This is a genomic window from Winogradskyella wandonensis (assembly GCF_004346845.1).
GTDB classification, from domain to species: Bacteria; Bacteroidota; Bacteroidia; order Flavobacteriales; family Flavobacteriaceae; genus Winogradskyella; species Winogradskyella wandonensis.
Genome location: NZ_SMGI01000002.1, coordinates 497844 through 521206 on the forward strand (window position 1 = coordinate 497844; position 23363 = coordinate 521206).

Consider the following 23363-nt stretch of genomic DNA (forward strand, 5'->3'; position numbering starts at 1 on the left):
TTTAATTTTTTTGAATAAACAATTTAGTATTTACATCGTCGAACACAATTTCTATACCATTGTTTAGGTTATCTACAATTTTTAAATCGTCTGTCAGAGTTTCTCTCTTAATATAATTTTCGTTTGCACTAACTGCCGCAGTAATATTAACGTCTTTTTGTAATTGTACGTCAATTCTGTCAGTAACCTCAAATCCTGAATCTTTTCGTAAATTTTGAATACGATTTACTAACTCTCTAGCAATTCCTTCTTTACGTAATTCTTCATTAATAGTTACGTCTAATGCCACGGTTAATGCACCCTCATTAGCTACAAGCCATCCTTCGATGTCTTGAGATGTAATTTCTACATCACTAAGCTCCAATGTAATATTTTTTCCACTAATCTCAAGCTCAAAACTTCCGTTTTGCTCAATTTTGTTAATATCTTCTGCTGAAAAAGCACTTATAGCATTGGCAATCAGCTTCATATCTTTTCCAAAACGCGGTCCTAACGCTTTAAAATTAGGTTTAATTTGTTTTACCAAAATATCCGAAGCATCTTCTAACAACTCAATTTCTTTAATATTAACTTCGTGTTTAATTAAATCGGCAACAGCTTCTATTTCTTCTTTTTGCGACGAACTATTTACAGGAATCATAATTTTCTGTAACGGTTGACGCACCTTAATTTTCTCCTTTGCTCTTAATGATAATACCAAAGAGGAAATGGTCTGTGCATTCTCCATTTTGCGTTCTAACACCTTGTCTATTGCACTTACATCCGCTACAGGAAACTCTGCTAAATGTACACTTTCGAAATCTTCTTTCTTGGTGACTGCATTTAAATCTAAATACAAGCGGTCCATAAAGAATGGCGCAATTGGCGCCCCTAATTTTGCTAAGGTTACCATACAGGTATAAAGCGTTTGGTATGCCGAAATTTTATCGGTTTGGTAATCGCCTTTCCAAAAACGTCTTCTACTTAAACGCACATACCAGTTACTTAAGTATTCTTGGGTAAAGTTTGAAATGGCTCGTGCTGCCTTTGTTGGCTCGTATTCCGCATAAAATTCATCTACTTTTTGAATCAATGTATTTAATTCTGAAAGTATCCAGCGGTCTATTTCTGGTCGTTCGTTTAGTGGAATATCTGCTTCAGAATAATCGAAACCATCTAGATTTGTATACAAACTGAAGAATGAATAGGTGTTATACAACGTTCCGAAGAATTTACGCTTTACCTCTTCTATGCCATCAACATCAAACTTAAGATTATCCCAAGGATTTGCGTTGCTTATCATGTACCAACGTGTGGCATCTGCGCCGTAAGTTGATAGTGTTTCGAATGGATCAGTGGCGTTACCAAGGCGTTTAGACATTTTCTGTCCGTTTTTGTCTAATACTAAACCGTTTGAAACTACATTTTTATAAGCTACGGAATCGAAAACCATTGTTGCAATAGCATGAAGCGTATAAAACCAACCACGTGTTTGGTCTACACCTTCGGCAATAAAATCTGCTGGAAATGATTTATTCTCGTCAATCAGTTCTTTGTTTTCAAACGGATAATGCCATTGTGCATAAGGCATAGAACCCGAATCAAACCATACATCAATCAAGTCGCTTTCACGTTTCATTGGTTGCCCAGAATCTGAAACTAACGTAATCTTATCGACGATGTTTTTATGTAAATCTATCTTTTCGTAATTTTCCTCAGACATGTTACCAACTTCAAAATCAGCAAAAATGTCTTCGGTCATTAATCCGGCTTTAATTGACTTTTCAATTTCAGCTTTTAATTCTTTCATTGAGCCGATGCATATCTGCTCTTTTCCATCTTCGGTGCGCCAAATTGGTAGTGGAATTCCCCAAAAACGCGAACGAGATAAATTCCAATCGTTTGCATTTGCCAACCAATTACCAAAACGGCCTGTTCCTGTAGATTCTGGCTTCCAGTTGATGCCCATATTAAGCTCGTGCATGCGACCCTTAACATCGGTCACTTTGATGAACCAAGAATCTAACGGATAGTATAAAATCGGCTTATCTGTACGCCAGCAGTTTGGATAGCTGTGCTTATATTTTTCAACCTTAAAGGCTTTGTTTTCGGTTTTTAGTTTAATGGCAAGCTCTACATCAATAGATTTTTCTGGCGCTTCGCCCTCGTCGTAATATTCGTTTTTAACGTATTTACCGCCAAACTCACCTAATTCTTTTCTGAATTTACCTTGTAAATCCACCAATGGCACTAAATTATCATTTTCGTCTTTTACTAAAAATGGCGGAATTTCTGGAGTAGCTTGTTTTGCCACTAAAGCATCGTCCGCACCAAATGTTGGCGCCGTATGAACGATTCCTGTTCCGTCTTCGGTCGTTACAAAATCACCAGAAATAATTCTAAAGGCGTTTTCTTTATTTTCGAAATGAAGATTAAAATCTAATAACTGCTCGTAAGTAATTCCGACTAAATCGGCACCTTTAAATTCCTTTACAACATAGTAAGGGATTTTTTTATCACCAGAATTATAAGCTAAAAGTTCAGACTTTTCTTCAACCAAATTGAATTTTCCAGCAAATTGTTTGTTTACCAAACTCTTTGCTAAAACAACATTCATTGGCTTAAATGTGTACTGATTATAGGTTTCAATCAAAACATAGTCAATCTTTGGTCCAACGGTTAAAGCCGTATTACTTGGCAACGTCCAAGGAGTAGTTGTCCAAGCTAAAAAATAAATATCACCTTCGTTTTGTAAAAAGTCTGGCAAACTATCTGCATTAGCTTTAAATTGCGCTACAACCGTAGTATCTGTTACATCTTGATACGTTCCTGGTTGATTGAGCTCATGCGAACTTAAACCAGTTCCTGCTTTTGGCGAATAAGGCTGAATGGTGTAGCCTTTATATAATAAATCTTTATCGTAAATCTGCTTTAAGAGCCACCAAACAGACTCCATATATTTGGATTTGTAGGTCACATATGGGTCGTCCATATTAACCCAATAGCCCATTTTTTTTGTAAGGTCGTTCCAAATATCTGTATAACGCATTACGGCTTTTTTACAAGCTGCGTTGTATTCTTCTACCGTAATTTTTTTGCCAATATCTTCTTTGGTAATACCAAGTTCTTTTTCAACTCCAAGTTCAATTGGTAAACCGTGCGTGTCCCAACCAGCTTTTCGCTTTACTTGAAAGCCTTTCATGGTTTTGTAGCGTGGAAAAATATCCTTGATAGCACGTGCTAGAACGTGGTGAACACCAGGCAATCCGTTTGCAGAAGGTGGGCCTTCGAAAAACACATAAGGTGGTTTTCCTTCTCTAGTGGTTACGCTTTTATTGAAGATATCATTAGCTTCCCAATAGTTACTAATTTCATCGGCAACTTTAGGTAAGTTAAGTCCTTTGTATTCAGGGAACTTTTGGCTCATTTTTCGCTTTTCTAATAAGGATGCGAAAATACTAATTTTTGTTATATTTCTTTATGAACCATAGCAAAATATGAGCAAAATCGAGCTACTTAACATTTTAACTGAAAGAAAAATCCGAATCTAAATCTACCAATTTGTTCTTAAGCGCATAAATGACTAATCCTGCTATGTTTTTGGATTGTGTTTTTAGTAACAAGTTGTTACGATGAACTTCTACAGTTCTTGGACTAATTCCTAATCTATCTCCAATATCTTTAGTTAGATACTGTCTGCAAATGAGATTTAAAACGTCTAACTCTCTTAATGTAAAATAATTTGAATCTAACGTGGACTTAACTTGTTTAGCTTCTTTTTCGTTCTCTTTTATGAATTTTTTTATTTTTTCGTCGTAATAAAAACCATTCTCATAAACTTTTTTGATAGTTGATATCATAAGTTTTGGCGCACTATTTTTAGCTAAATATCCGGCTGCTCCAATAGATATCATGTTAAGAATAAATGGTTTACTAAAATAACTGGTCAGAGCAATTATTTTTATATCGGGAAACTCTTTTCTAATTATTTTGGTGACATCAATCCCATTAAGCTCAGGCATTTTTAAATCTGTCACTATTATCTGAGGTTTTTGTTTAGCTATTCTTAATTTATCCAGTAGGTCTTGGCCATTTTCTGCATCGAATAGAACTCGAATTTTATCTTCTGCCTGAAGGATTGCCTTTACACCTTGACGGAAGAGCAACTCATCATCCGCTAAAGCTATTTTAATGAGTCTTTTCATAATTAGATCTTATTACAAAAGTACTTCCTTTACCTATTTGACTATCATAGTGGAATTTCCCATTGAGTATCCTAGCACGGCTCATTATGTTTTGCATACCTATTCCAGCTTTTTTCTTAACAGCTTCTACGTCAAAGCCTAGGCCGTTATCTTGATATCTCAATTTATAACCATTATCATTTTCTTCCAAAAAAACTACAAGTTCATCAGCCTTTCCATGACGTATTGAGTTATTAACGAGCTCTTGTAATATTCTAAATAAATGCAATTGCTTTTCTTTTGAGATTTCTAATTCTTCTAAATCGTATTGTATATCGATTTGAGTGTTTTTACAATAGTCCTCGAATAATTCCTCTAAGGCGGCTTTAAGCCCAAATTTATCTAAGATTGGAGGCAACAAATCATGAGCAATTTTCCTAGAACTCTCTAATGTTGTAGATGTAATCTCTAGTATTTGCTCTAAAGTTTTCTTTTGTTTATTAGTTGTCTTTTTATCTGATAAAAGTACATTTGTAGAAAGACTTACAATATTAAGCTTTGAGCTTATGGCATCATGCAAGTCTTGAGCTATACGTTTGCGTTCTAATTCTTGAATAGCTATTGATGTTTCTAATATTTTTTGTTGATTAGCAATTTTTAACTCTGCCTTTTCACGTTCTTTCTGAATTACTTTTTTTCTTGAAAAATAGAAAAACAGAATAAGCCCTAAAGTAACTAGAGTTAAAAATATAGTTGCAAAAAGCAACATTAAGACTACACTATTTTCTTGGGCCGATAATTCTTCCACCATTCAACTATAAATAAAAGCAAACATATAATCCAAAATACGCTATTTAAGTTCCACATGAATAATGCCAATTTCTTAGAAACATTTTCGTTATTATTTAAAACAAAACCAGTTATAAACAACAAGGTACTTACTGTTATATAGATTAATAATCCATAATTTATATAAGCAAAAACCATCTTATTTTCTAAAGAATTATAAACGTGTAATACTGAATAAATACAAATAGGCACCGAACAAACAAACACTTCGAAAGGATTAAAAGCTGAGACATGATAATAATCCATATAACCTCCTACGTGGTAGAATACAAAAATTACCGAAACAATTACGAAAACAATATCTACTATTCTCTTTTGAAACTCATATAGTAATGCCCTATAGAAAAAAGACAAGGTTAAAAAACGTACAAAAAAATAAATATGGGATAAAAAGAGATTATTTCCTTGCCTGTAGTAATAAGAAGAGGCTAACTCTATTGAAATCATTGTTAAAAGAAATACTAAAAATCTGTTATAGTACTTACTTTTTTTATTTGCAAGATAAGTTGTAGCAAATAAAATAAACGACAATCCCAATAAAAAATAGGATATATATGTGTCCAATTTATCCAATTAAAAAACAAATTAATGGTTTAAAGGACTGTTTTCATCGCATCTGTCTGGACAAGGCACTATAAAATCAAACGTACCACTACCATTAACCTCAGACCTACTGTAAGGTGGGTTTACTTCGCCTTCTACAATATCACGCTCCACGCCAGAACTGTCTTTTTTTGTACCTACCATTACCAAAGTTTGTCCATTGGCTTTAGTCTGGCTTGGATTTACTGCCAAATAAGCTCTTATGCTAGAATTTTCAACATCATTTAATGTGATGCCTGCTTTTGTTTCTTGGATGACTTTCATTTCTTTAAGAATATCTATGATGGTCTCGCAACTGATTAAAAAAGCCTTTGCATCACCAGATTTCATATTATCCTGATAATTTTTTGTCCATTTTTTAGCGTCTTCGATAGAGATTAATTTTTTACTCATAAGTATTTAGTTTTTAAGGTTTAAATAGCTAAAAATAAAGAAATTTATTACAATCAAAATTTTAATTCTAAAAATCTACACAATAGTTATTATAATATTCAACGAGTTCTGGTAATGTCGCCCATCTGAACTGATGATTTTTAATTCGTTTTTCAATTCCTATACAATTACCAAAGTATTCTCTAATACTTTTTTTAAAATTTCCTTTTAATCTAGAAGCATAAAGTTCGGAATCTCTTTTTACATAATACTTGGTAGATTTTGGTAGGCGCCAAACTCCCAAACCACCATCTAAAGGAACAGGAACATAAAAGTTTGGCTTCAAAACATCTGCATACAATTTTACTTCGCCATCAGTTAAAAGTTCTAGAAGCAGAGGATAACGTTTAAACTTCTGAGTTAAGACATACTCAAAACTTCTATCAAACTCAAATCCATGGAATGTAATTCCTTTTACAACAGCTCCAGTCCATATACTTACCTCTCCATTTTCCTCTAACTTAAATTTTATTTTATAGCCTTGGTAAATTTCTGCATATCCAGAAATAGGCTCACCACCATCTTTAAAATAAAGTGTTGCCTCTTGAGTTTGGCAAAAAGAAATTGAAAAAATTAGTATGAAAACAATACTTAAATATTTCATACTTATACTAAAAACTTAACTAAATCTTCAATCTTAGAAATCAATTGAATTTTAATCGTCGTATTCTTTAAACTAATTTTGTTGTACTTAGATACAAATATCGTAGAAAAGCCTAACTTTTCTGCTTCAAGTATGCGCTGTTCAATACGTTGTACTGGTCTAACTTCTCCTGATAAACCTACCTCGGCAGCAAAACAATAGGTGCTTTGTAAAGCCTCGTCTTCATTAGACGATAATATTGCGGCTACAACTGCTAAATCTATCGCTGGGTCATCGACAGTAATGCCTCCCGTAATATTAAGAAAGACATCTTTTGCCCCTAATCTAAAGCCTGCTCTCTTTTCTAAAACAGCTAGTAACATGTTTAGTCTTTTGGCATTGAAGCCAGTAGCAGAACGTTGTGGGGTTCCGTAAACCGCGGTGCTTACCAAAGCTTGTACTTCAATCATTAAAGGTCGCATACCTTCTAATGTAGCTGCAACAGCGTTACCAGAAAGCTCTCCGTCTTTTTTAGAAATTAAAATTTCTGAAGGATTACTTACTTCTCTTAAGCCAGAACCTTGCATTTCGTAAATACCCAGTTCGTTTGTAGAACCAAAACGATTTTTATTAGCCCGAAGAATTCTAAAAACATGATTGCGGTCACCCTCAAATTGTAAAACCGTGTCCACCATATGTTCTAATATTTTTGGCCCTGCAATGTTACCGTCTTTTGTTATATGACCTATTAACAAAATCGGAGTTGCTGTTTCTTTTGCAAACTTTATAAGCTCTGTTGTGCACTCTTTTATCTGAGAAATGCTTCCTGCTGAAGATTCGATATAATCACTGTGTAGCGTTTGGATGGAATCTATAATTACTATATCTGGCTCTAGCGCTTCTATTTGTTTGAAGATGTTCTGAGTTTTTGTTTCTGTGAGAATGTAGCAGTTTTCACTATTAGGCTGAATACGTTCTGCACGCATTTTTATTTGTTTCTGACTTTCTTCACCAGAAACATATAATGTCTTATATGGTAATTTTAAAGAAATTTGAAGCAATAAAGTACTCTTCCCTATTCCTGGTTCTCCGCCAAGCAGAGTTAACGATCCTGGCACCATGCCACCGCCAAGAACACGATTAAACTCACCATCACTCATGTCGAGCCTCGCATCTTGAGAACTATCTATCTCATTAATTTTTAAAGGCTTCGATACGCGCTTCTGTGAGGTGGCAGTGGTCTTCCAACCGCTCTTTTCTGGCTTCTGGATAACTTCTTCTACAATAGTATTCCATTGTTTACAAGCTGTACACTGCCCTTGCCATTTGCTATACTGACTGCCACAACTCTGACAGAAAAAAGTAGTTTTTACTTTTGCCATATAATTTATTCGCTATTGCGAAACTTGTCAAATTTTAGTATCCGAAATCGGCTTTAATTTGTTCTGCTTTTTCTAACATAAAATCTTTAGTGATTCCACCTATTTCCTCAAGTATGTAAGCTGATTGAAAGGTTTTCATTGCTTTTTTAGACTCCCCAATATTTTCTTGATATAATCCTAAATAGTATTTTGGTAATACCGTATCTGGGTAATGCTTTTTTGCAAGCTTAGATAAATCTTCGTAATACTCCCATTTTTGCTTTTTCTTAATTGCTGCTGCAACTGCTTTAAAATCATTAATAAGTATTTGCTTATCAATTCCGAATAAATCTTTTATTGTAGCATATTTTTCTTGAAGATACTCTACGGGAGACCCTTCTAATTTAAGTATAGATTCATTATACTCTTTTTTACTAATTGGCTGAAACACAAAAAATATAGACTCCAGCGCCTTTGGTATGGCGTGGGCCGGCATGGCATAATGCGTTGCACCTTCAAATTCCTTAAAAGTGTATAAAAGATTAGTATTTTGTAAGCTTTTTAATGTATTATTTAAAGAAATCGAAGCTTCTGCTATATGCTTAATATCTGTCGTTGAGACCGCTAAATAATAGAATATCTTTTCTTCAACAGCATTAAGTTTTTCTTCAACATAGCTTTCCATGTCCACTGCCAAATCTGGACTTATTGCCACATAAGCATTAAAAACTGGGTTTTGACGTATTAAATAATAATTAATAAAATTTGCTGTTTCGCCATGACCCACAGCTACGCGGAATGTTTCGGTTTTGTAATTCTCTTCTACAAAAGGTATTAGCTCTTTTCCTATAAATTCGAAAAAATCTGCACCGCTTTCAATAGGTAAAGAGTTTTGTTCAGAATACATTAAATCATCCTGTCTAGTTTCTACCTGATTAATACCAACAACGATTGATTCTGGTATGTCTTCCCAATAAGCATAGTAATCTACATTACCAGCTACAGCCTCAAATAGATAATCCCCATCGAAAACATAAATAACTGGATAAGCCTTATCATCGTCTTCGGAATAGCCTCGCGGAAGAAGAATTTTAAGCTCTCTATTCTCTCCTAAAATTTGAGATGAAATGGTTTTGTATTTTGCCTGAGAAAAACTTGATATGCCAACAAATAATAAAAGAATTGTAACCTTTAGCGTTTTCATCTTCTGTGATTGATTTTGGTTGTTGCGCCAAGGTAAAAAATATTTTGGTAAATATGTTATGAGAAAGATAAGTTGAAACACAACGAGCTTTTGACACGAATGGCACAAATTTTCACGAATCTATTTGTACCGTAGTTTTTGTCTTATTGTAAATCGGCAAATAGATTAATGAAAGACCTCCCAGAAGAATAGTCATTAGTGTTTGCGAGCCCCAAAGCACCCAACCAAAAGCAAAGCTCGGGTTTTTTGCAATATTGAAAATTGAAAATGCTGCATAAACAGCAGCTGGGTATGCACCAGTACCTCCATTAGTTGCAGCTATACTAAAACTTGCTGAGATAAATCCTATTAAAATTGCTGCTATAGGGATACCCTCTAAACTTTTAAAGGCAAAGGTGGTAGTATAAAACATTAAAATGTACATCCCCCAAATAAAAAGCGTATGAGCAATAAAGGCCCATTTTTTCTTCATCTTAAATATGCTTAATGCGCCTTCGATTAAGCCATTTACAAAACCTATAATTTTTTGAATAAATTTGATTTCACTATTCCTGAAGACAACTAAAAGAATTAACCCAAGAATCCCAAAAACACCAAGAAAAAATAAAGTCTTTACATTTAGTTTTTCAGAAAAAAATTGAATTATAAATTGAAACTGAAGAACAAGAGTAACACCAATTATTAAAAGCATAACAATTAAATCTGCCACGCGTTCTGCTATAATAGTTCCAAATCCTTTTTCGAAAGGCACGCCTTCGTAATTGGTTAAAATTGATGCTCTAGCCACTTCTCCAGACCTAGGGATACCATAGTTTATAAGATATGTAGCAAAAACGGCCATAAGGCTATTTTTAAACTTCACTTTATACCCTAAAGGTTCTAACATAAAGAGCCAACGATAAGCTCTTGATAAATGACTAAGCGTTAGGCATACAACACTTAGTAAAATCCATCTATAGTCGGCCTTTTTAGCTTCTTCTATAATTTTATCTAGTGGAACTTTACTTAAAGAATACCACACCAAAACAACACTCAATAAAATGGGTATGGTAATGGTAAGTACTTTTTTTAGTTTTGGTTGCAACTACACTATTTTAGAAGATTGTTTTCTTCGTTAGGGAATACTAAAGAAGGTTTAAAAACTTTTGCTTCTTCTATGTCCATAAAAGCATAAGTTATAAGAATAAGCACATCACCAGGAGCTACTAATCTTGCTGCTGCTCCGTTTAACGTAATTTCGCCACTATTTCTTGGTCCAGGAATAGCGTAAGTTTCTAAACGTGCGCCGTTGTTATTATTAACAATCTGAACCTTCTCACCTTGTATAATATTTGCAGCATCCATTAAATCCTCGTCAATGGTTATACTTCCAATATAATTAAGGTCGGCACCTGTAACTTTTACGCGGTGAATTTTAGATTTTACTACTTGAATTTGCATGAGGCAAAGATAATTAATTTAGTGCGATATTATCTATAAGTCTTATATCGTCTGCATACACGGCAATAAAGGCTCTGTATGTCTTTTTTGTTGATTTACGTTTAACTGGTTTTAAGGTTTTTACATCCGCAATTAAAAAATATTCAAGCTTCAACAGCCCATGATTTTTAAATTGCTTCGCTACCCATTCCGTCACTGCTTTAGCACTTTTTGTGCCAAACTTTTCTTTGGCAGTTTTTAATGTTTTGTAGATAAATGGTGCTGCTGCTCTGTATTCTGGTTTTAATCTTTCATTTCTAGAGCTCATTGCTAATCCATCAGAGGCTCTAAAAATTGGACATCCTATAATTTCCGTTGGTATCTTATGAAGCTCTACCAACTTCTTAACAATCTGTAGTTGCTGAAAATCTTTCTGCCCAAAATAGGCATAGTCTGGCCTAACAATTTCTAAAAGACGCTTTACTATTGTACCTACACCGTTAAAATGTCCAGGACGAAAAGCACCTTCCATCTCATGTTCCAATCCATCGAACGTAAAACTCTGCGATACTGTATTTCCTTCATAGATGTCTTCAACGCTTGGGGCGTAAACAATAATTTTATTGCCCGATACTGTCTTTAACAGATTAACATCTCTATCTAAGGTTCTTGGGTATTTTTCTAAATCTTCGTTGTTATTAAACTGTGTTGGATTTACAAAAATACTTACCACGACATAATCGTTATCCTCTAACCCAAAATTTACAAGAGACAAATGACCTTGATGAAGCGCACCCATAGTAGGAACAAACCCAATAGTTTTAAATTCAGATTTTAAAACATTTATATATTGGATGAGTTCTAATTTTTTATGATAAATTTTCAAACCTTGTAACATAAGTTTAACGCGTGCAAACTTAAGATTTTACTAGCAAATCGCATAAATTTTTGTAATTTTGCATGTTTTTTACTTTGAATTTCTAAATCAATCACTTTATGAAAGATAAACGAATATTGTATGTGTCCTCTGAGGTTGTTCCTTACTTACCAGAAAATGAAATCTCTTCAATGTCTTTTGAAGCGCCTAGAATGGTAAGCAAACAAGGTGGGCAGATACGGATATTTATGCCGCGATTTGGAAATATAAATGAAAGAAGACACCAGCTGCATGAAGTTATTCGGTTATCTGGTATAAACTTAGTAATAAACGATGTAGATATGCCTTTGATTATTAAGGTTGCATCTATACCTAAAGAGCGTATTCAGGTTTACTTTATTGATAACGAAGAATATTTTAAGCGCAAAGCGACTTTAACTGACGAAGAGGGAAATTTATTTCCTGACAATGATGAGCGTGCCATATTTTTTGCAAAAGGTGTTATAGAAACTGTTAAGAAACTTAATTGGGCACCAGATATTATACACGTGAATGGTTGGCTAGCATCATTATTGCCTCTGTATTTAAAAGAATTCTACAAAACAGAACCTTTGTTTACAGAAAGTAAAATTGTGACCTCTGTGTACAATCAAAACTTCGAAGGAACGTTAGATAAAGACATGAAAAAGAAAGTAAGCTTTGATGGACTAAATGAAGAGGCTATAAAACCTCTAAGTGAGCCAAACTACATTAATTTGATGAAAATTGCGATTGATAACTCTGATGCTGTTATAAAAGGTTCCGAAGAACTACCCAAAGAATTAGATGAATATATAGACAATCTTGATGTTCCAACACTTGGATACCACAGTCCCGAAGAGTTTGCAGAACCGTATTCAGAATTTTACACAAATAGTGTAATTCAATAGTTAAAATAATTTATGAAATTGAATAAAATTGCCCTAAGATATTTTGCAATAGCCACTATTATTGGTTTTGGCTTTATTGCATGTGATGACGAATTTACGACTATAGAATCTGATATTATAAATTCAGACACTGCGACAAGCTTTAATACTATTTCAGAAAAATTTGAAGTTATAAGTTACACGAATAAATTGGGACCTGTACAGACGAATGATTTAGGATTAGCTACTCTAGGTATATATATAGATCCAATCTTCGGGAGAACTACTTCAAGCTTTTTAACACAAATAAACTCCCCAGAAAATAATCCAAGTTTCGGTAACAACCCAGAACTTGACTCAGTTGTACTAACCATACCCTATTTTGCCACTAACTTGGGGATATCAACGGCAGGCAACAACCTTTACGATTTAGATTCTATTTTGCCTAAAAAACCAAATAATGATTATCCGGCAATAAGATTAAGGATATACGAATCCGACTTTTACTTGAGAGACTTTAACCCAGCTGGAGATTTTGAAGAAGCTCAAAATTATTTCTCGAATAAATCTTTATCCAGTAGCGAAACTATTAGTGAAAGTTTACTAAAAAGCAGATTATTACATACTGAAAATGAGCTAAATATATCAAATCAAGAAATTCGTTTACTTGACAATGATGGCGAAATCACTCAGACAATAGGACCTGCAATTAGAATTGTTCTTGATAATGCATTTTGGGAAGAAAAAATTTTAAATCAAGTTGGTGAACCAGTTTTAGATAATCCTAACAACTTTAGAAATTATTTTAGAGGTTTGTACTTTGAAGCTGAAGATAACATTGGTGATAGCTCATTAATGCTTCTAGACCTGTCTCAGAGTAATGCAAACATAACAATGCATTATTCTAGAGACCCATTTACGGAAGGTTTAGATAGAGTTCAGACTACATACACATTCACATTTGGACCCACAAGAATTAATTTTTTCGACAATGACTTTTCAATTCCGGATGGAGACACAGTAAACGGAGATGAAAGAATTTCTTTAAAAGGAGGTGAAGGGTCAGTTGCAACCATAAAATTATTTGATGGTGAAAATCCTGATGATAACGATAATGTTGATAATTCTTTCGAAGCATGGAGAAAAGAATATGTGAATTTAAACGATGAAGGTGAATTTGAATCTCCTAGAAGACTCATAAACGAAGCTCATTTAGTTTTTTATGTAGATGAGAGTACTAATTTTAATGAAATACCCGAAAGACTTTATTTGTATGATAAAACCAATGGGCAACCTTTAATTGACTACTTTGAAGATGAACAAAATAATTCATTGCCAGAGATATCAATACCAAATCATCTGGGTATTATTGAGAGAGACAATGATGGACATCTTCGTTATAAAATGAGAATAACCTCTCATTTAAGGAATCTTTTATTCAATAATTCCGAAAATGTAGAACTAGGGTTGTCCGTGTCAGGAAATGTTAACTTAGAGGGATTTATTCCGCAGTACCAAGTACAGAGCGCTGAAAATCAAGAAAACACTGTTCCTGTAAGTAGCTTAATCACTCCTCGAGGTGTAATTCTCCATGGTAGCGATAGTAATGATATTTCTAAACGTATAATCTTAGAAATTTTCTACACCTGCTTAGACACTGACAATAATTGCCCTAACGAATAATTTTACTTTATGTGCGGAATAGTTGGATACATTGGACACAGAGAAGCCTACCCTATAATACTTAAAGGACTTCAAAGATTAGAATATAGAGGATATGATAGTGCGGGAATTGCTCTATACGACGGGAACACTATTAAACTATCAAAAACCAAGGGCAAGGTTGCGGATTTAAAAAATCGTCTTGAAAATGAGATTAAGACAGATGGTAAGTTAGGAATAGGCCATACAAGATGGGCTACGCATGGCGTCCCAAACGATGTTAATTCTCATCCTCATTACTCTAACTCTGGTAATCTAGTAATTATTCATAATGGTATTATAGAAAATTACGAAGCCATTAAAACCGAATTAATTAACAGGGGCTACAGTTTTAAATCAGATACAGATACAGAAGTGCTTATTAACTTAATTGAAGAGGTTAAAAAGAAGGAAGGTGTAAAATTAGGTAAAGCAGTACAGATAGCTCTTAATGAGGTCGTTGGCGCTTATGCGATAGCTGTTTTTGATAAGAATAAACCTAACGAAATAGTTGTCGCCAAACTAGGCAGCCCGTTAGCTATAGGTGTTGGTGAAGATGAGTTTTTCATAGCGAGTGATGCCTCGCCTTTTATTGAATTTACCAAAAATGCTATTTATCTCGAAGATGAGGAAATGGCTGTTGTTCGTTTAGGTAAAAAGGTTAGAATTAGAAAAATTAAAGACGATTCCTTAGTAAATCCTATAATGCAAGAGCTTAAATTTAATCTAGAGCAAATTGAAAAAGGTGGCTATGAGCATTTTATGCTTAAAGAAATTTACGAACAACCTCACGCCATTAGAGATACATATCGTGGACGCTTATTAGCTAATGAAGGTATAATAAGGATGTCTGGTGTAGAGAATCACAAAGAAAAATTCCTTAATGCCAATAGAATTATAATAGTCGCTTGCGGTACGTCATGGCATGCAGGACTCGTTGCAGAATACATATTTGAAGATATCGCTAGGATTCCTGTAGAGGTAGAATACGCTTCAGAATTTAGATACAGAAATCCTGTTATCACGGAAAAAGATGTCGTTATTGCCATTTCTCAATCTGGTGAAACAGCAGATACGTTAGCGGCAATTAAATTAGCCAAAGCTAATGGTGCTTTTGTTTTTGGCGTATGCAATGTTGTTGGCTCTAGTATCGCCAGAGAAACGCATGCAGGTGCATATACGCACGCGGGTCCAGAAATCGGAGTTGCTTCCACAAAGGCGTTCACGACACAGATCACGGTTTTAACTTTAATAGCCTTAAAATTAGCTAAAGAAAAGGGAACAATTTCTAATTCAGATTTTCATTATCACCTAGAGCAATTAGAACTTATCCCTGATAAAGTAAAACAAGCACTTAAGTCCGATGAACACATTAAAAAAGTTGCAGAAACATATAAGGATGCCACTAATTGCTTGTATTTAGGAAGAGGTTATAATTTCCCTGTAGCCCTAGAAGGCGCTTTAAAGCTTAAAGAAATATCATACATTCATGCAGAAGGCTATCCTGCTGCAGAAATGAAACACGGGCCGATTGCCTTGATAGACGAACAGATGCCTGTATTCGTTATTGCTACAAAAAAAGGGCACTACGAAAAAGTTGTAAGTAACATTCAAGAAATCAAGTCAAGAAAAGGTAAAATTATCGCTATAGTTACAGAAGGTGATGTCGATGTAAAAAAATTGGCAGACCACATTATAGAAGTACCAGAAACTCTCGAATCCTTGAGTCCACTTCTTACCACTATTCCATTACAATTACTATCATATCACATTGCTGTAATGCTCGGAAAAAATGTGGACCAGCCAAGAAATTTGGCAAAATCAGTAACTGTAGAATAGTTTTAACAGTAAATTATAAAATTCACAAATCCATAAAATAACGTTACTTTTTTATGGATTTTTTGGTTTTAAATAGATTTTATTGCCAAAAATTGCTGTGCGCGCATAATTTTAGAATAAATTCTTATCATCTTTTCATAGAATTAGTTAAATTGGCGACCTAATAAATTAACTAATTCTTTAACATGAAGACAACCTTAAAGCTTTTTGTAATGCTTTTTACTGTGATTTCATTTGCTCAAACCACAGTTAAAGGAACAATTACGGATGACACAGGTCAACCCCTACCTGGTGCAAATATCATTATTGAAGGGACAACAATCGGAACAAGTTCAGATTTTGATGGGAAATACATCATTACCACTGACCAAACTCCACCATTTAAACTTGTAGTTACCTACACTGGCTTCGAAACTCAAACGATTGAAGTAACGTCGAATAACCAAACAGTAGACGTTCAAATGGTAGAAGGTAATGAATTAGATGAGGTTGTAATTTCTGCTTCAAGAACACCAGAGCGTATTTTTGAATCTCCAGTAACGGTAGAACGCTTCGGTTTAAAAGAAATTAAAAATACACCGTCATCAGACTTTTACGATGGGTTAGAGAACCTTAAAGGTGTTGATATTAACACCAACAGTTTAACATTTAAGTCTATTAACACAAGAGGTTTTGCAAGCTTTGCAAACACACGTTTTATGCAGTTAGTAGACGGAATGGACAACTCAGCTCCTGCGCTTAACTTCCCTCTAGGTAACTTACTTGGTATGGTTGAGACAGATGTAAACAGTGTAGAACTTTTACCAGGTGCAGCATCGGCATTATATGGTGCAAATGCATTTAATGGTATTCTGTTTATGAGAAGTAAGAGCCCTTTCGATAACCAAGGTATAAGTGCTTATCTAAAAAGAGGAATTACATCTCAAGAAGCAGCTGGTGATAATGACTATACTGATTTTGGTATTAGAATGGCATACAAGTTCAGTGATAAATTTGCTGCAAAAGTTAACTTTGGTTACCTAAAAGGTACTGATTGGGCTGCTACAAGTACTGAAGATAGATTTAATCGAGGACTCGATAGAAGTGCTACAGATTACGATGGTATCAATGTGTATGGTGATGAGGTTTCAACAAATATTAGAGAAGCATCGGGACTAGGTATTATTCCAGATGTAGAAGTAAGTAGAACAGGATACAACGAAAGTGACTTAACTAATTATAATGCCGAAAGTATCAAAGCAGATTGGGGCTTATATTTCCGTCCTTGGGCAAATGATTTCGAAATCCAATATGTAGGTAAAGTTGGTTCTGGTAACACTATATATCAAGGAGCCAACAGATACAACATCAAAAACTTCTTTTTACAACAACACAAAATCGAGGTTAGAAACGATAATTTCTTTGTTAGAGGTTACGTAACAGAAGATAAGGCTGGTGATTCTTATGATATGGTATTTACTGGTATTAATATTAACCGTGCTTGGAAAAGTGATACACAATGGTTCCAAGAATATATTGCAACGTATGCAGGTATAGAACTTTCTGGTAACCCACAAGGCTTAACTGACCAACAAAAGCATGATGCAGCAAGAGCAGTTGCAGATACAGGTCGTTTCTTACCAGGAACACCTGAATTTCAAAATGCATTTAACCAAAGTATCAACAATCCTGATTTAAGTACTGGTTCTAAATTCCAAGATAACTCTAAAATTTACCATGCAGACGCTAACTATAATTTTAGTCATCTTTGGGATGCAGCAGAAGTTCAAGTGGGAGCTTCATACAGAAGATATAGATTAAATTCTTTCGGAACTATCTATACAGATTTTGATGGCCCAATAAACTATTCTGAAGTTGGTGTTTACACTCAAGTTCAAAAAGCATTAGAGCTGAATGACAATTTAGAACTAAAATTAACAGGGTCTTTAAGATATGACAAGTCAGAGTTATTCGATGGCTTTTTCTCTCCACGACTTTCTGCGGGTTTAACTGTCAACGAAGACCACAACTTTAGAGCCTCTTTCCAGACTGGTTTCAGAAATCCAACAACACAAGATTTATACATCGGTTTAGATGTTGGTCGCGCCGTTTTAATTGGTGGTGCATTTGATAATCCAGAAAGATACTCAAGAGATTATGGCGTTAGCGTAGATGGACAAAACCTTGGAAATCCAGCAACAATAACTCAGACAGGTGCGGCAGCATATAACAACTCGTTCTTAGCTAGCTCGGTTCAAGCTTTTGCAGAGACTGGAAATCCAGCAAACTTACAGATTGGAAACTCTAGCCTAGCGACTCCAGAGCAAGTAACGTCTTTCGAAGTTGGTTACCGTGGTAAGGTAGAAGGATTTGTTATTGATGCTTCGGCTTACTACAACCAATACCAAGACTTTTTAGCCAACGAAACTGTAATTGCCCCGTTATACGGTACAGTAGGGGACAACTCATTATCACTTGCAGCAATCGCAAATGGCGATTTCCAAGCTTATCAAACGTACACAAATTCTGATGCCGACATCAACTCTTATGGTGCGGCGGTACAAGTATCTACAAAAATCTTTGACGGTTTTGATTTAAGCGCAAATTATACTTACGCTAAATTAGATTTTGATGTTAACGCAAATCCAGACTTTAGAACTAACTTTAATACTCCAGAGCACAAAGTAAAAGTATCTTTTGGTAAAACTGATTTATTTGAGAATTTTGGATTTAATGTGGCTTGGAGATGGAGTGATAACTATTTCTGGGAAGCATCTTTTGGTGATGGCGAAGTACCAGCATTTAATGTATTAGATGCTCAAATCAATTATAGAATTCCAAGCTTTAAATCTACATTTAAGTTAGGTGCAACCAACTTATTACAAGACGAATACTTTACTGCATTTGGTACAGGATTTATTGGTTCGCAGTACTACTTATCTTGGACAATCAACAACTTATAAAAATTTGCATGATGAAAAATTTAAAATATATAGCATTATCCATTTTTACATTAGGATTTTTAGCCTGTGAAAATGAGACCTTAGAAGACTTAAGAAATCGTGGCCAAGAAGAGCCAGTTGTTTTCGAAGATTTTACTCAAGGATCTGCGGATTTTTCAAAATTCGTATCTATGGGTAATTCGCTTACTGCTGGTTTTGCAGATGGCGCGCTTTACAAAATATCGCAAGAAAATTCTACGCCTGCTATTATGGCCGAACAATTTGCAGCCTTAGCAAATGGTGGTAGTTTTACGCAGCCATTAATGAATGATAATGTTGGAGGTTTATTAGCTGGAGGTAATCCACTGCCAGGTTTCGGACCAAGACTCGTTTTTAATGGTTCTGGTCCAGCACCATTACAATCCTTAGTACCAAGTGCTAGCCCTACAACAGACATAGTATTAAACAATCCTACTGGACCATTTAATAATTTAGGTGTTCCTGGGGCAAAAAGTTTTCATTTATTAGCACCAGGATATGGCAATTTTTCTGGAGTAATTGCAAACCCTCCAACGGCTAATCCTTACTTTGTAAGAATGGCTAGTTCACCTGGAACTAGTGTTATAGCCGATGCTGTGGCACAGCAACCATCTTTCATCTCTTTATGGATAGGTAACAACGATGTGTTAGGTTATGCACTCTCAGGTGGTGATGGCTCTAATCCAATTACCCCAATGACTGGACCTCCAGGAGTTGGCTTTGAGCAGACTTACCAGGCTCTTGCCGCTACACTAACAGGAAATGTACCAGGCGTTCAGGGTATTTTAGGAAATATCCCTAATGTAACGGCTATACCGCATTTTACAACGGTTCCACATGACCCAGTGCCATTAGATGCGGCTACTGCTGGAGCTGTCAATCAAGCTTATGCTCAATATAATGGAGGGCTTCAATTAGCGTTAGCGAATAGTTTAATAACATCTGAAGAAGCTGCTGCTCGTACTATAAACTTCGAGGCTTCGGCAACTAACGCTGTCGTAATCGTAGATGAAGATTTAACCGACTTATCTGGATTAGGATTACCAAATTTTAGACAAGCCACGGCGGCAGACTTATTAGTCTTACCTGCTGCTTCTTTTATCGGGACTTTAGCAGACCCTAATAACCCTTTATCGGTTAACGGTGTTGCTATTCCTTTATCTGATAGATGGGTCTTAACTCCTGAAGAGCAAGCTGAGATTGCGGATGCTACCGCTCAGTACAACGGTGTAATATCTGCAGTTGCAAGTGCAAATGGCTTTGCGTTATTAGATGCAAACGCATTATTAGACGAATTAGCATCTTCTGGTATAGCAACTAGTGGTTTAGTTTTAACTTCAGACTTGGTTACTGGTGGTGCTTTCTCTTTAGACGGTGTTCACCCTACATCTAGAGGTTACGCTCTTATTGCTAACGAAATGCTTAAAGCCATAGACGCTACTTACGGTACTAATTTTGAAGCATCGGGCAATCTTGTAGACGTTTCTACATACAACACTAATTATTCACCAGGATTATTACAGTAAAATCTTGAATAAATAATACTTGAAGCACGCTAATTTTTAGCGTGCTTTTTTTATGCAAAAAAGCTTCATAAAAAAGTGCTTATTTTTTAAATAAAACTCTATCTTTGCAGCGCGAAAAACAGAGCTAAATTTCGTTATGAAATGTTCTCCGTTTTCATTTTTAAACTATTGCAAAACAAAAACATATAAGTAATGTCAAAAGTTACAGGTAAAGTTGCACAAATTGTAGGTCCAGTTATCGATGTAGAATTCGCTTCTGGTTCAGAGCTTCCAAAGATTTATGATTCGTTAGAAATTAAAAGACCAGATGGTTCAACATTAGTACTTGAGGTACAGTCTCACATTGGTGAAGACACTGTGCGTACTATAGCAATGGACTCTTCAGATGGTTTAAGTAGAGGTACAGAAGTTAATTCTACTGGAGCTCCGATACAAATGCCTATAGGTGAAGATGTTTACGGACGTTTATTTAATGTTATTGGTGATGCTATTGATGGTTTAGGTGATTTACCTAAAGCTGGTGATGCTGGTCTTCCTATTCACAGAAGCGCACCTAAGTTTGAAGATTTATCAACTTCTACAGAAGTTTTATTTACAGGTATTAAAGTAATCGACCTTATTGAGCCTTATGCAAAAGGTGGTAAGATTGGATTATTTGGTGGTGCTGGTGTAGGTAAAACAGTATTAATCCAAGAGTTGATTAACAATATTGCAAAAGGACACGGTGGACTTTCTGTATTTGCAGGTGTTGGTGAAAGAACTCGTGAAGGAAACGATTTACTTCGTGAGATGTTAGAGTCAGGAATTATTAAGTACGGTGATGACTTTATGCATTCTATGGAAGAAGGTGGTTGGGACCTTCAGAAAGTTGATAAAGAAGCCATGAAAGATTCTAAAGCAACTTTCGTATTCGGACAAATGAATGAGCCTCCTGGAGCTCGTGCTCGTGTAGCACTTTCAGGATTAACTATAGCAGAATATTTCCGTGATGGTGCTGGAGATGGACAAGGAAAAGATGTTCTTTTCTTCGTAGATAACATCTTCCGTTTTACACAAGCTGGTTCTGAGGTATCTGCACTACTTGGTCGTATGCCATCTGCGGTAGGTTACCAACCTACTTTAGCAACAGAGATGGGTGCAATGCAAGAGCGTATTACATCTACTAAAAAAGGATCGATTACATCTGTACAAGCAGTTTACGTACCTGCGGATGATTTAACGGATCCTGCACCAGCAACAACGTTTGCTCACTTAGATGCAACAACCGTATTGTCTCGTAAAATTGCTGAGCTTGGTATTTATCCTGCGGTAGACCCATTAGATTCTACCTCCCGTATATTAACTGCTGATATTTTAGGTGATGCCCACTATAATTGTGCTCAGCGTGTTAAGGAGTTATTACAACGTTACAAAGAGTTACAAGACATTATTGCTATCCTTGGTATGGAAGAATTATCAGAAGAGGATAAACTTGCTGTAGGTCGCGCAAGACGTGTACAACGTTTCTTATCTCAGCCTTTCCACGTAGCCGAGCAGTTTACAGGTATCCCAGGTGTGTTAGTAGATATTAAAGAAACTATCAAAGGTTTTAACATGATTATGGATGGTGAATTAGACCACCTACCAGAAGCTGCATTTAACCTTAAAGGATCTATTGAAGAGGCTATCGAAGCTGGAGAGAAAATGTTAGCCGAAGCGTAAAACTAGTAGGCAGTTGGCAGTCTCAGTTAGTAGCTTGCTACTCTGAATACTGAATACTGAATACTGAATACTTAAAAAACATGTATTTAGAAATAGTATCACCAGAAGCTACATTGTTTAGCGGAGAAGTAACAAGTGTTACTGTACCAGGTGCAAATGGAGAATTTGAAATGCTTAATAGCCACGCTCCTATTGTATCTATTCTTAAAGCTGGTCATGTAAAGATTAGTGGCGATATTTCTCTCGAAGAAGAAGTAGAAAATAAGTTTACCAAAAAGGATGGTAAAACCATGTTAGCTATTAACTCGGGGACATTAGAGATTAACGATAACAAAATAATTATCCTTGCAGACTAACTTTTGCAAGACTTATTAATCCATAAAAACGCGAAGCAATTGCTTCGCGTTTTTTATTGCATTTGTTTTACAGCCTCTAATTCTACCTTTAATTCTTGAAACATCATCATAATGCTACTGAGTTTTAATTCCTTTTCATCATACTCTTGGGTATTGATGCAACAGGTAAATTCCCAAAGTTCCAATATACTGTCTTTAGCAACCAAGTAAGGTTGATACGTTTTGTTATCTGAGCTAAGTAATAAATGTTGTTCGTCATTTTTAGGAAGGTAGATACGCTTGTAAACCAAACCATCGTCCTTAGTTAATACGACATAGGTTTTACCGTTTTTTATATCCAAAATATCTTCGACAAACTTTGCCACTACAAAAGCACCGTCTTTTACAGGCAACATTGAGTCTCCCTTAATCGGAAAAGCTCTATGTGTACCTGTAGGTAAAAATGGTAGTTTAATTTTCTGTAACTGTTCTATATACTCTGGGTCATCATAACCCGATAAATAACCAGCCGAAGCTTTTGCTGGAACAATCTCTATTAAATCTTCATTGTCTTCGTTAACGGTTACAGGAAAAAGTACCCGCTTATTACCAACCTCTATAAACGAAGTGTCTTTAGCCTTTCGTAAATCCTTTCGTACTAAAATATCGATAGGTATATTAAAATAATTAGAAAGGTCTATCAAGCGCTCGATTGGTGGCTCAGAACGGCCTTCTTCGTAAGAACCAACCATAGCGCGCGTCCATTTTAACTCGTCTGCAAAACGCTCTTGAGACAACTTTTTTAAGGTGCGCAAATGTTTGATATTAACTTGAATGGGTTTCATAGTTTTAACAGTATTTGCTACAAATATAAGCAACAAAAACTACATATAGTAGCTAAT

18 protein-coding genes are annotated in these 23363 nt (G+C 35.3%); 7 read left to right on the top strand and 11 right to left on the bottom strand.

What is annotated here, in order from left to right; genetic code table 11:
• Position 1: 1 nt before the first annotated feature.
• The 10 genes from ileS to panC form a co-directional block, all read right to left on the bottom strand.
• A complete protein-coding gene (gene ileS / locus DFQ05_RS06985) occupies positions 2–3406 on the bottom strand; it encodes an isoleucine--tRNA ligase (protein WP_132704679.1) in 3405 nt (1134 codons plus the stop codon).
• 97 nt (positions 3407–3503) lie between these two features.
• Positions 3504–4184 carry a response regulator transcription factor gene (locus DFQ05_RS06990; RefSeq protein WP_132704680.1) on the bottom strand — a complete coding sequence of 227 codons (681 nt, stop codon included), beginning with the start codon at positions 4182–4184 and terminating at the stop codon, positions 3504–3506.
• Entirely contained in the window at positions 4168–4974 is an 807-nt protein-coding gene (locus DFQ05_RS06995) for a sensor histidine kinase (RefSeq protein WP_132704681.1), read from the bottom strand. Before DFQ05_RS06995 ends, DFQ05_RS06990 begins: the two co-directional genes overlap by 17 nt.
• A gap of 623 nt (positions 4975–5597) precedes the next feature.
• Positions 5598–6008: a hypothetical protein gene (locus tag DFQ05_RS07000; protein WP_132704682.1), complete on the bottom strand. Its 411-nt coding sequence runs from the start codon at positions 6006–6008 to the stop codon at positions 5598–5600.
• 67 nt (positions 6009–6075) lie between these two features.
• Positions 6076–6651: a hypothetical protein gene (locus DFQ05_RS07005; RefSeq protein ID WP_132704683.1), complete on the bottom strand. Its 576-nt coding sequence runs from the start codon at positions 6649–6651 to the stop codon at positions 6076–6078.
• A 2-nt stretch (positions 6652–6653) separates the two neighbouring features.
• Positions 6654–8012 carry a DNA repair protein RadA gene (radA, locus tag DFQ05_RS07010; RefSeq protein WP_132704684.1) on the bottom strand — a complete coding sequence of 453 codons (1359 nt, stop codon included), beginning with the start codon at positions 8010–8012 and terminating at the stop codon, positions 6654–6656.
• A gap of 34 nt (positions 8013–8046) precedes the next feature.
• Positions 8047–9195 carry an alpha/beta hydrolase gene (locus DFQ05_RS07015; protein ID WP_132704685.1) on the bottom strand — a complete coding sequence of 383 codons (1149 nt, stop codon included), beginning with the start codon at positions 9193–9195 and terminating at the stop codon, positions 8047–8049.
• Between the two features lie 112 nt (positions 9196–9307).
• On the bottom strand, positions 9308–10279 hold the full coding sequence (locus DFQ05_RS07020) for a lysylphosphatidylglycerol synthase transmembrane domain-containing protein (protein ID WP_132704686.1): 972 nt from the start codon (positions 10277–10279) through the stop codon (positions 9308–9310).
• Positions 10280–10284: 5 nt separating this feature from the next.
• Positions 10285–10635 (bottom strand): aspartate 1-decarboxylase, encoded by a 351-nt coding sequence (gene panD / locus DFQ05_RS07025; RefSeq protein ID WP_132704687.1) that lies wholly within the window; start codon positions 10633–10635, stop codon positions 10285–10287.
• A gap of 13 nt (positions 10636–10648) precedes the next feature.
• Positions 10649–11512 (bottom strand): pantoate--beta-alanine ligase, encoded by an 864-nt coding sequence (panC, locus tag DFQ05_RS07030; RefSeq protein WP_132704688.1) that lies wholly within the window; start codon positions 11510–11512, stop codon positions 10649–10651.
• 98 nt (positions 11513–11610) lie between these two features.
• Here panC and DFQ05_RS07035 point away from each other — a divergent pair, with 98 nt between their 5' ends.
• The 7 genes from DFQ05_RS07035 (at position 11611) to DFQ05_RS07065 (ending at position 22482) form a co-directional block, all read left to right on the top strand.
• Positions 11611–12420, top strand: coding sequence for a glycogen/starch synthase (locus DFQ05_RS07035; protein ID WP_132704689.1), 810 nt, complete (start codon positions 11611–11613; stop codon positions 12418–12420).
• Between the two features lie 12 nt (positions 12421–12432).
• The gene (locus DFQ05_RS07040; RefSeq protein ID WP_132704690.1) at positions 12433–14082 is read left to right on the top strand and encodes a BamH family beta-barrel-assembly machinery protein; all 1650 of its coding nucleotides are present in this window, start codon (positions 12433–12435) and stop codon (positions 14080–14082) included.
• 9 nt (positions 14083–14091) lie between these two features.
• Entirely contained in the window at positions 14092–15939 is a 1848-nt protein-coding gene (gene glmS, locus DFQ05_RS07045; protein WP_132704691.1) for a glutamine--fructose-6-phosphate transaminase (isomerizing), read from the top strand.
• 185 nt (positions 15940–16124) lie between these two features.
• Positions 16125–18881, top strand: a complete 2757-nt coding sequence (locus DFQ05_RS07050; protein ID WP_132704692.1) for a TonB-dependent receptor — start codon at positions 16125–16127, stop codon at positions 18879–18881.
• Between the two features lie 11 nt (positions 18882–18892).
• Positions 18893–20425, top strand: coding sequence for an SGNH/GDSL hydrolase family protein (locus DFQ05_RS07055; RefSeq protein WP_132704693.1), 1533 nt, complete (start codon positions 18893–18895; stop codon positions 20423–20425).
• Between the two features lie 192 nt (positions 20426–20617).
• Positions 20618–22126: a F0F1 ATP synthase subunit beta gene (gene atpD / locus DFQ05_RS07060; RefSeq protein WP_132704694.1), complete on the top strand. Its 1509-nt coding sequence runs from the start codon at positions 20618–20620 to the stop codon at positions 22124–22126.
• Positions 22127–22206: 80 nt separating this feature from the next.
• Positions 22207–22482: a F0F1 ATP synthase subunit delta/epsilon gene (locus tag DFQ05_RS07065; RefSeq protein ID WP_132704695.1), complete on the top strand. Its 276-nt coding sequence runs from the start codon at positions 22207–22209 to the stop codon at positions 22480–22482.
• A gap of 53 nt (positions 22483–22535) precedes the next feature.
• Here DFQ05_RS07065 and DFQ05_RS07070 read toward each other — a convergent pair whose 3' ends face one another.
• Positions 22536–23306, bottom strand: coding sequence for an XRE family transcriptional regulator (locus DFQ05_RS07070; protein WP_132704696.1), 771 nt, complete (start codon positions 23304–23306; stop codon positions 22536–22538).
• Positions 23307–23363 lie beyond the last annotated feature (57 nt).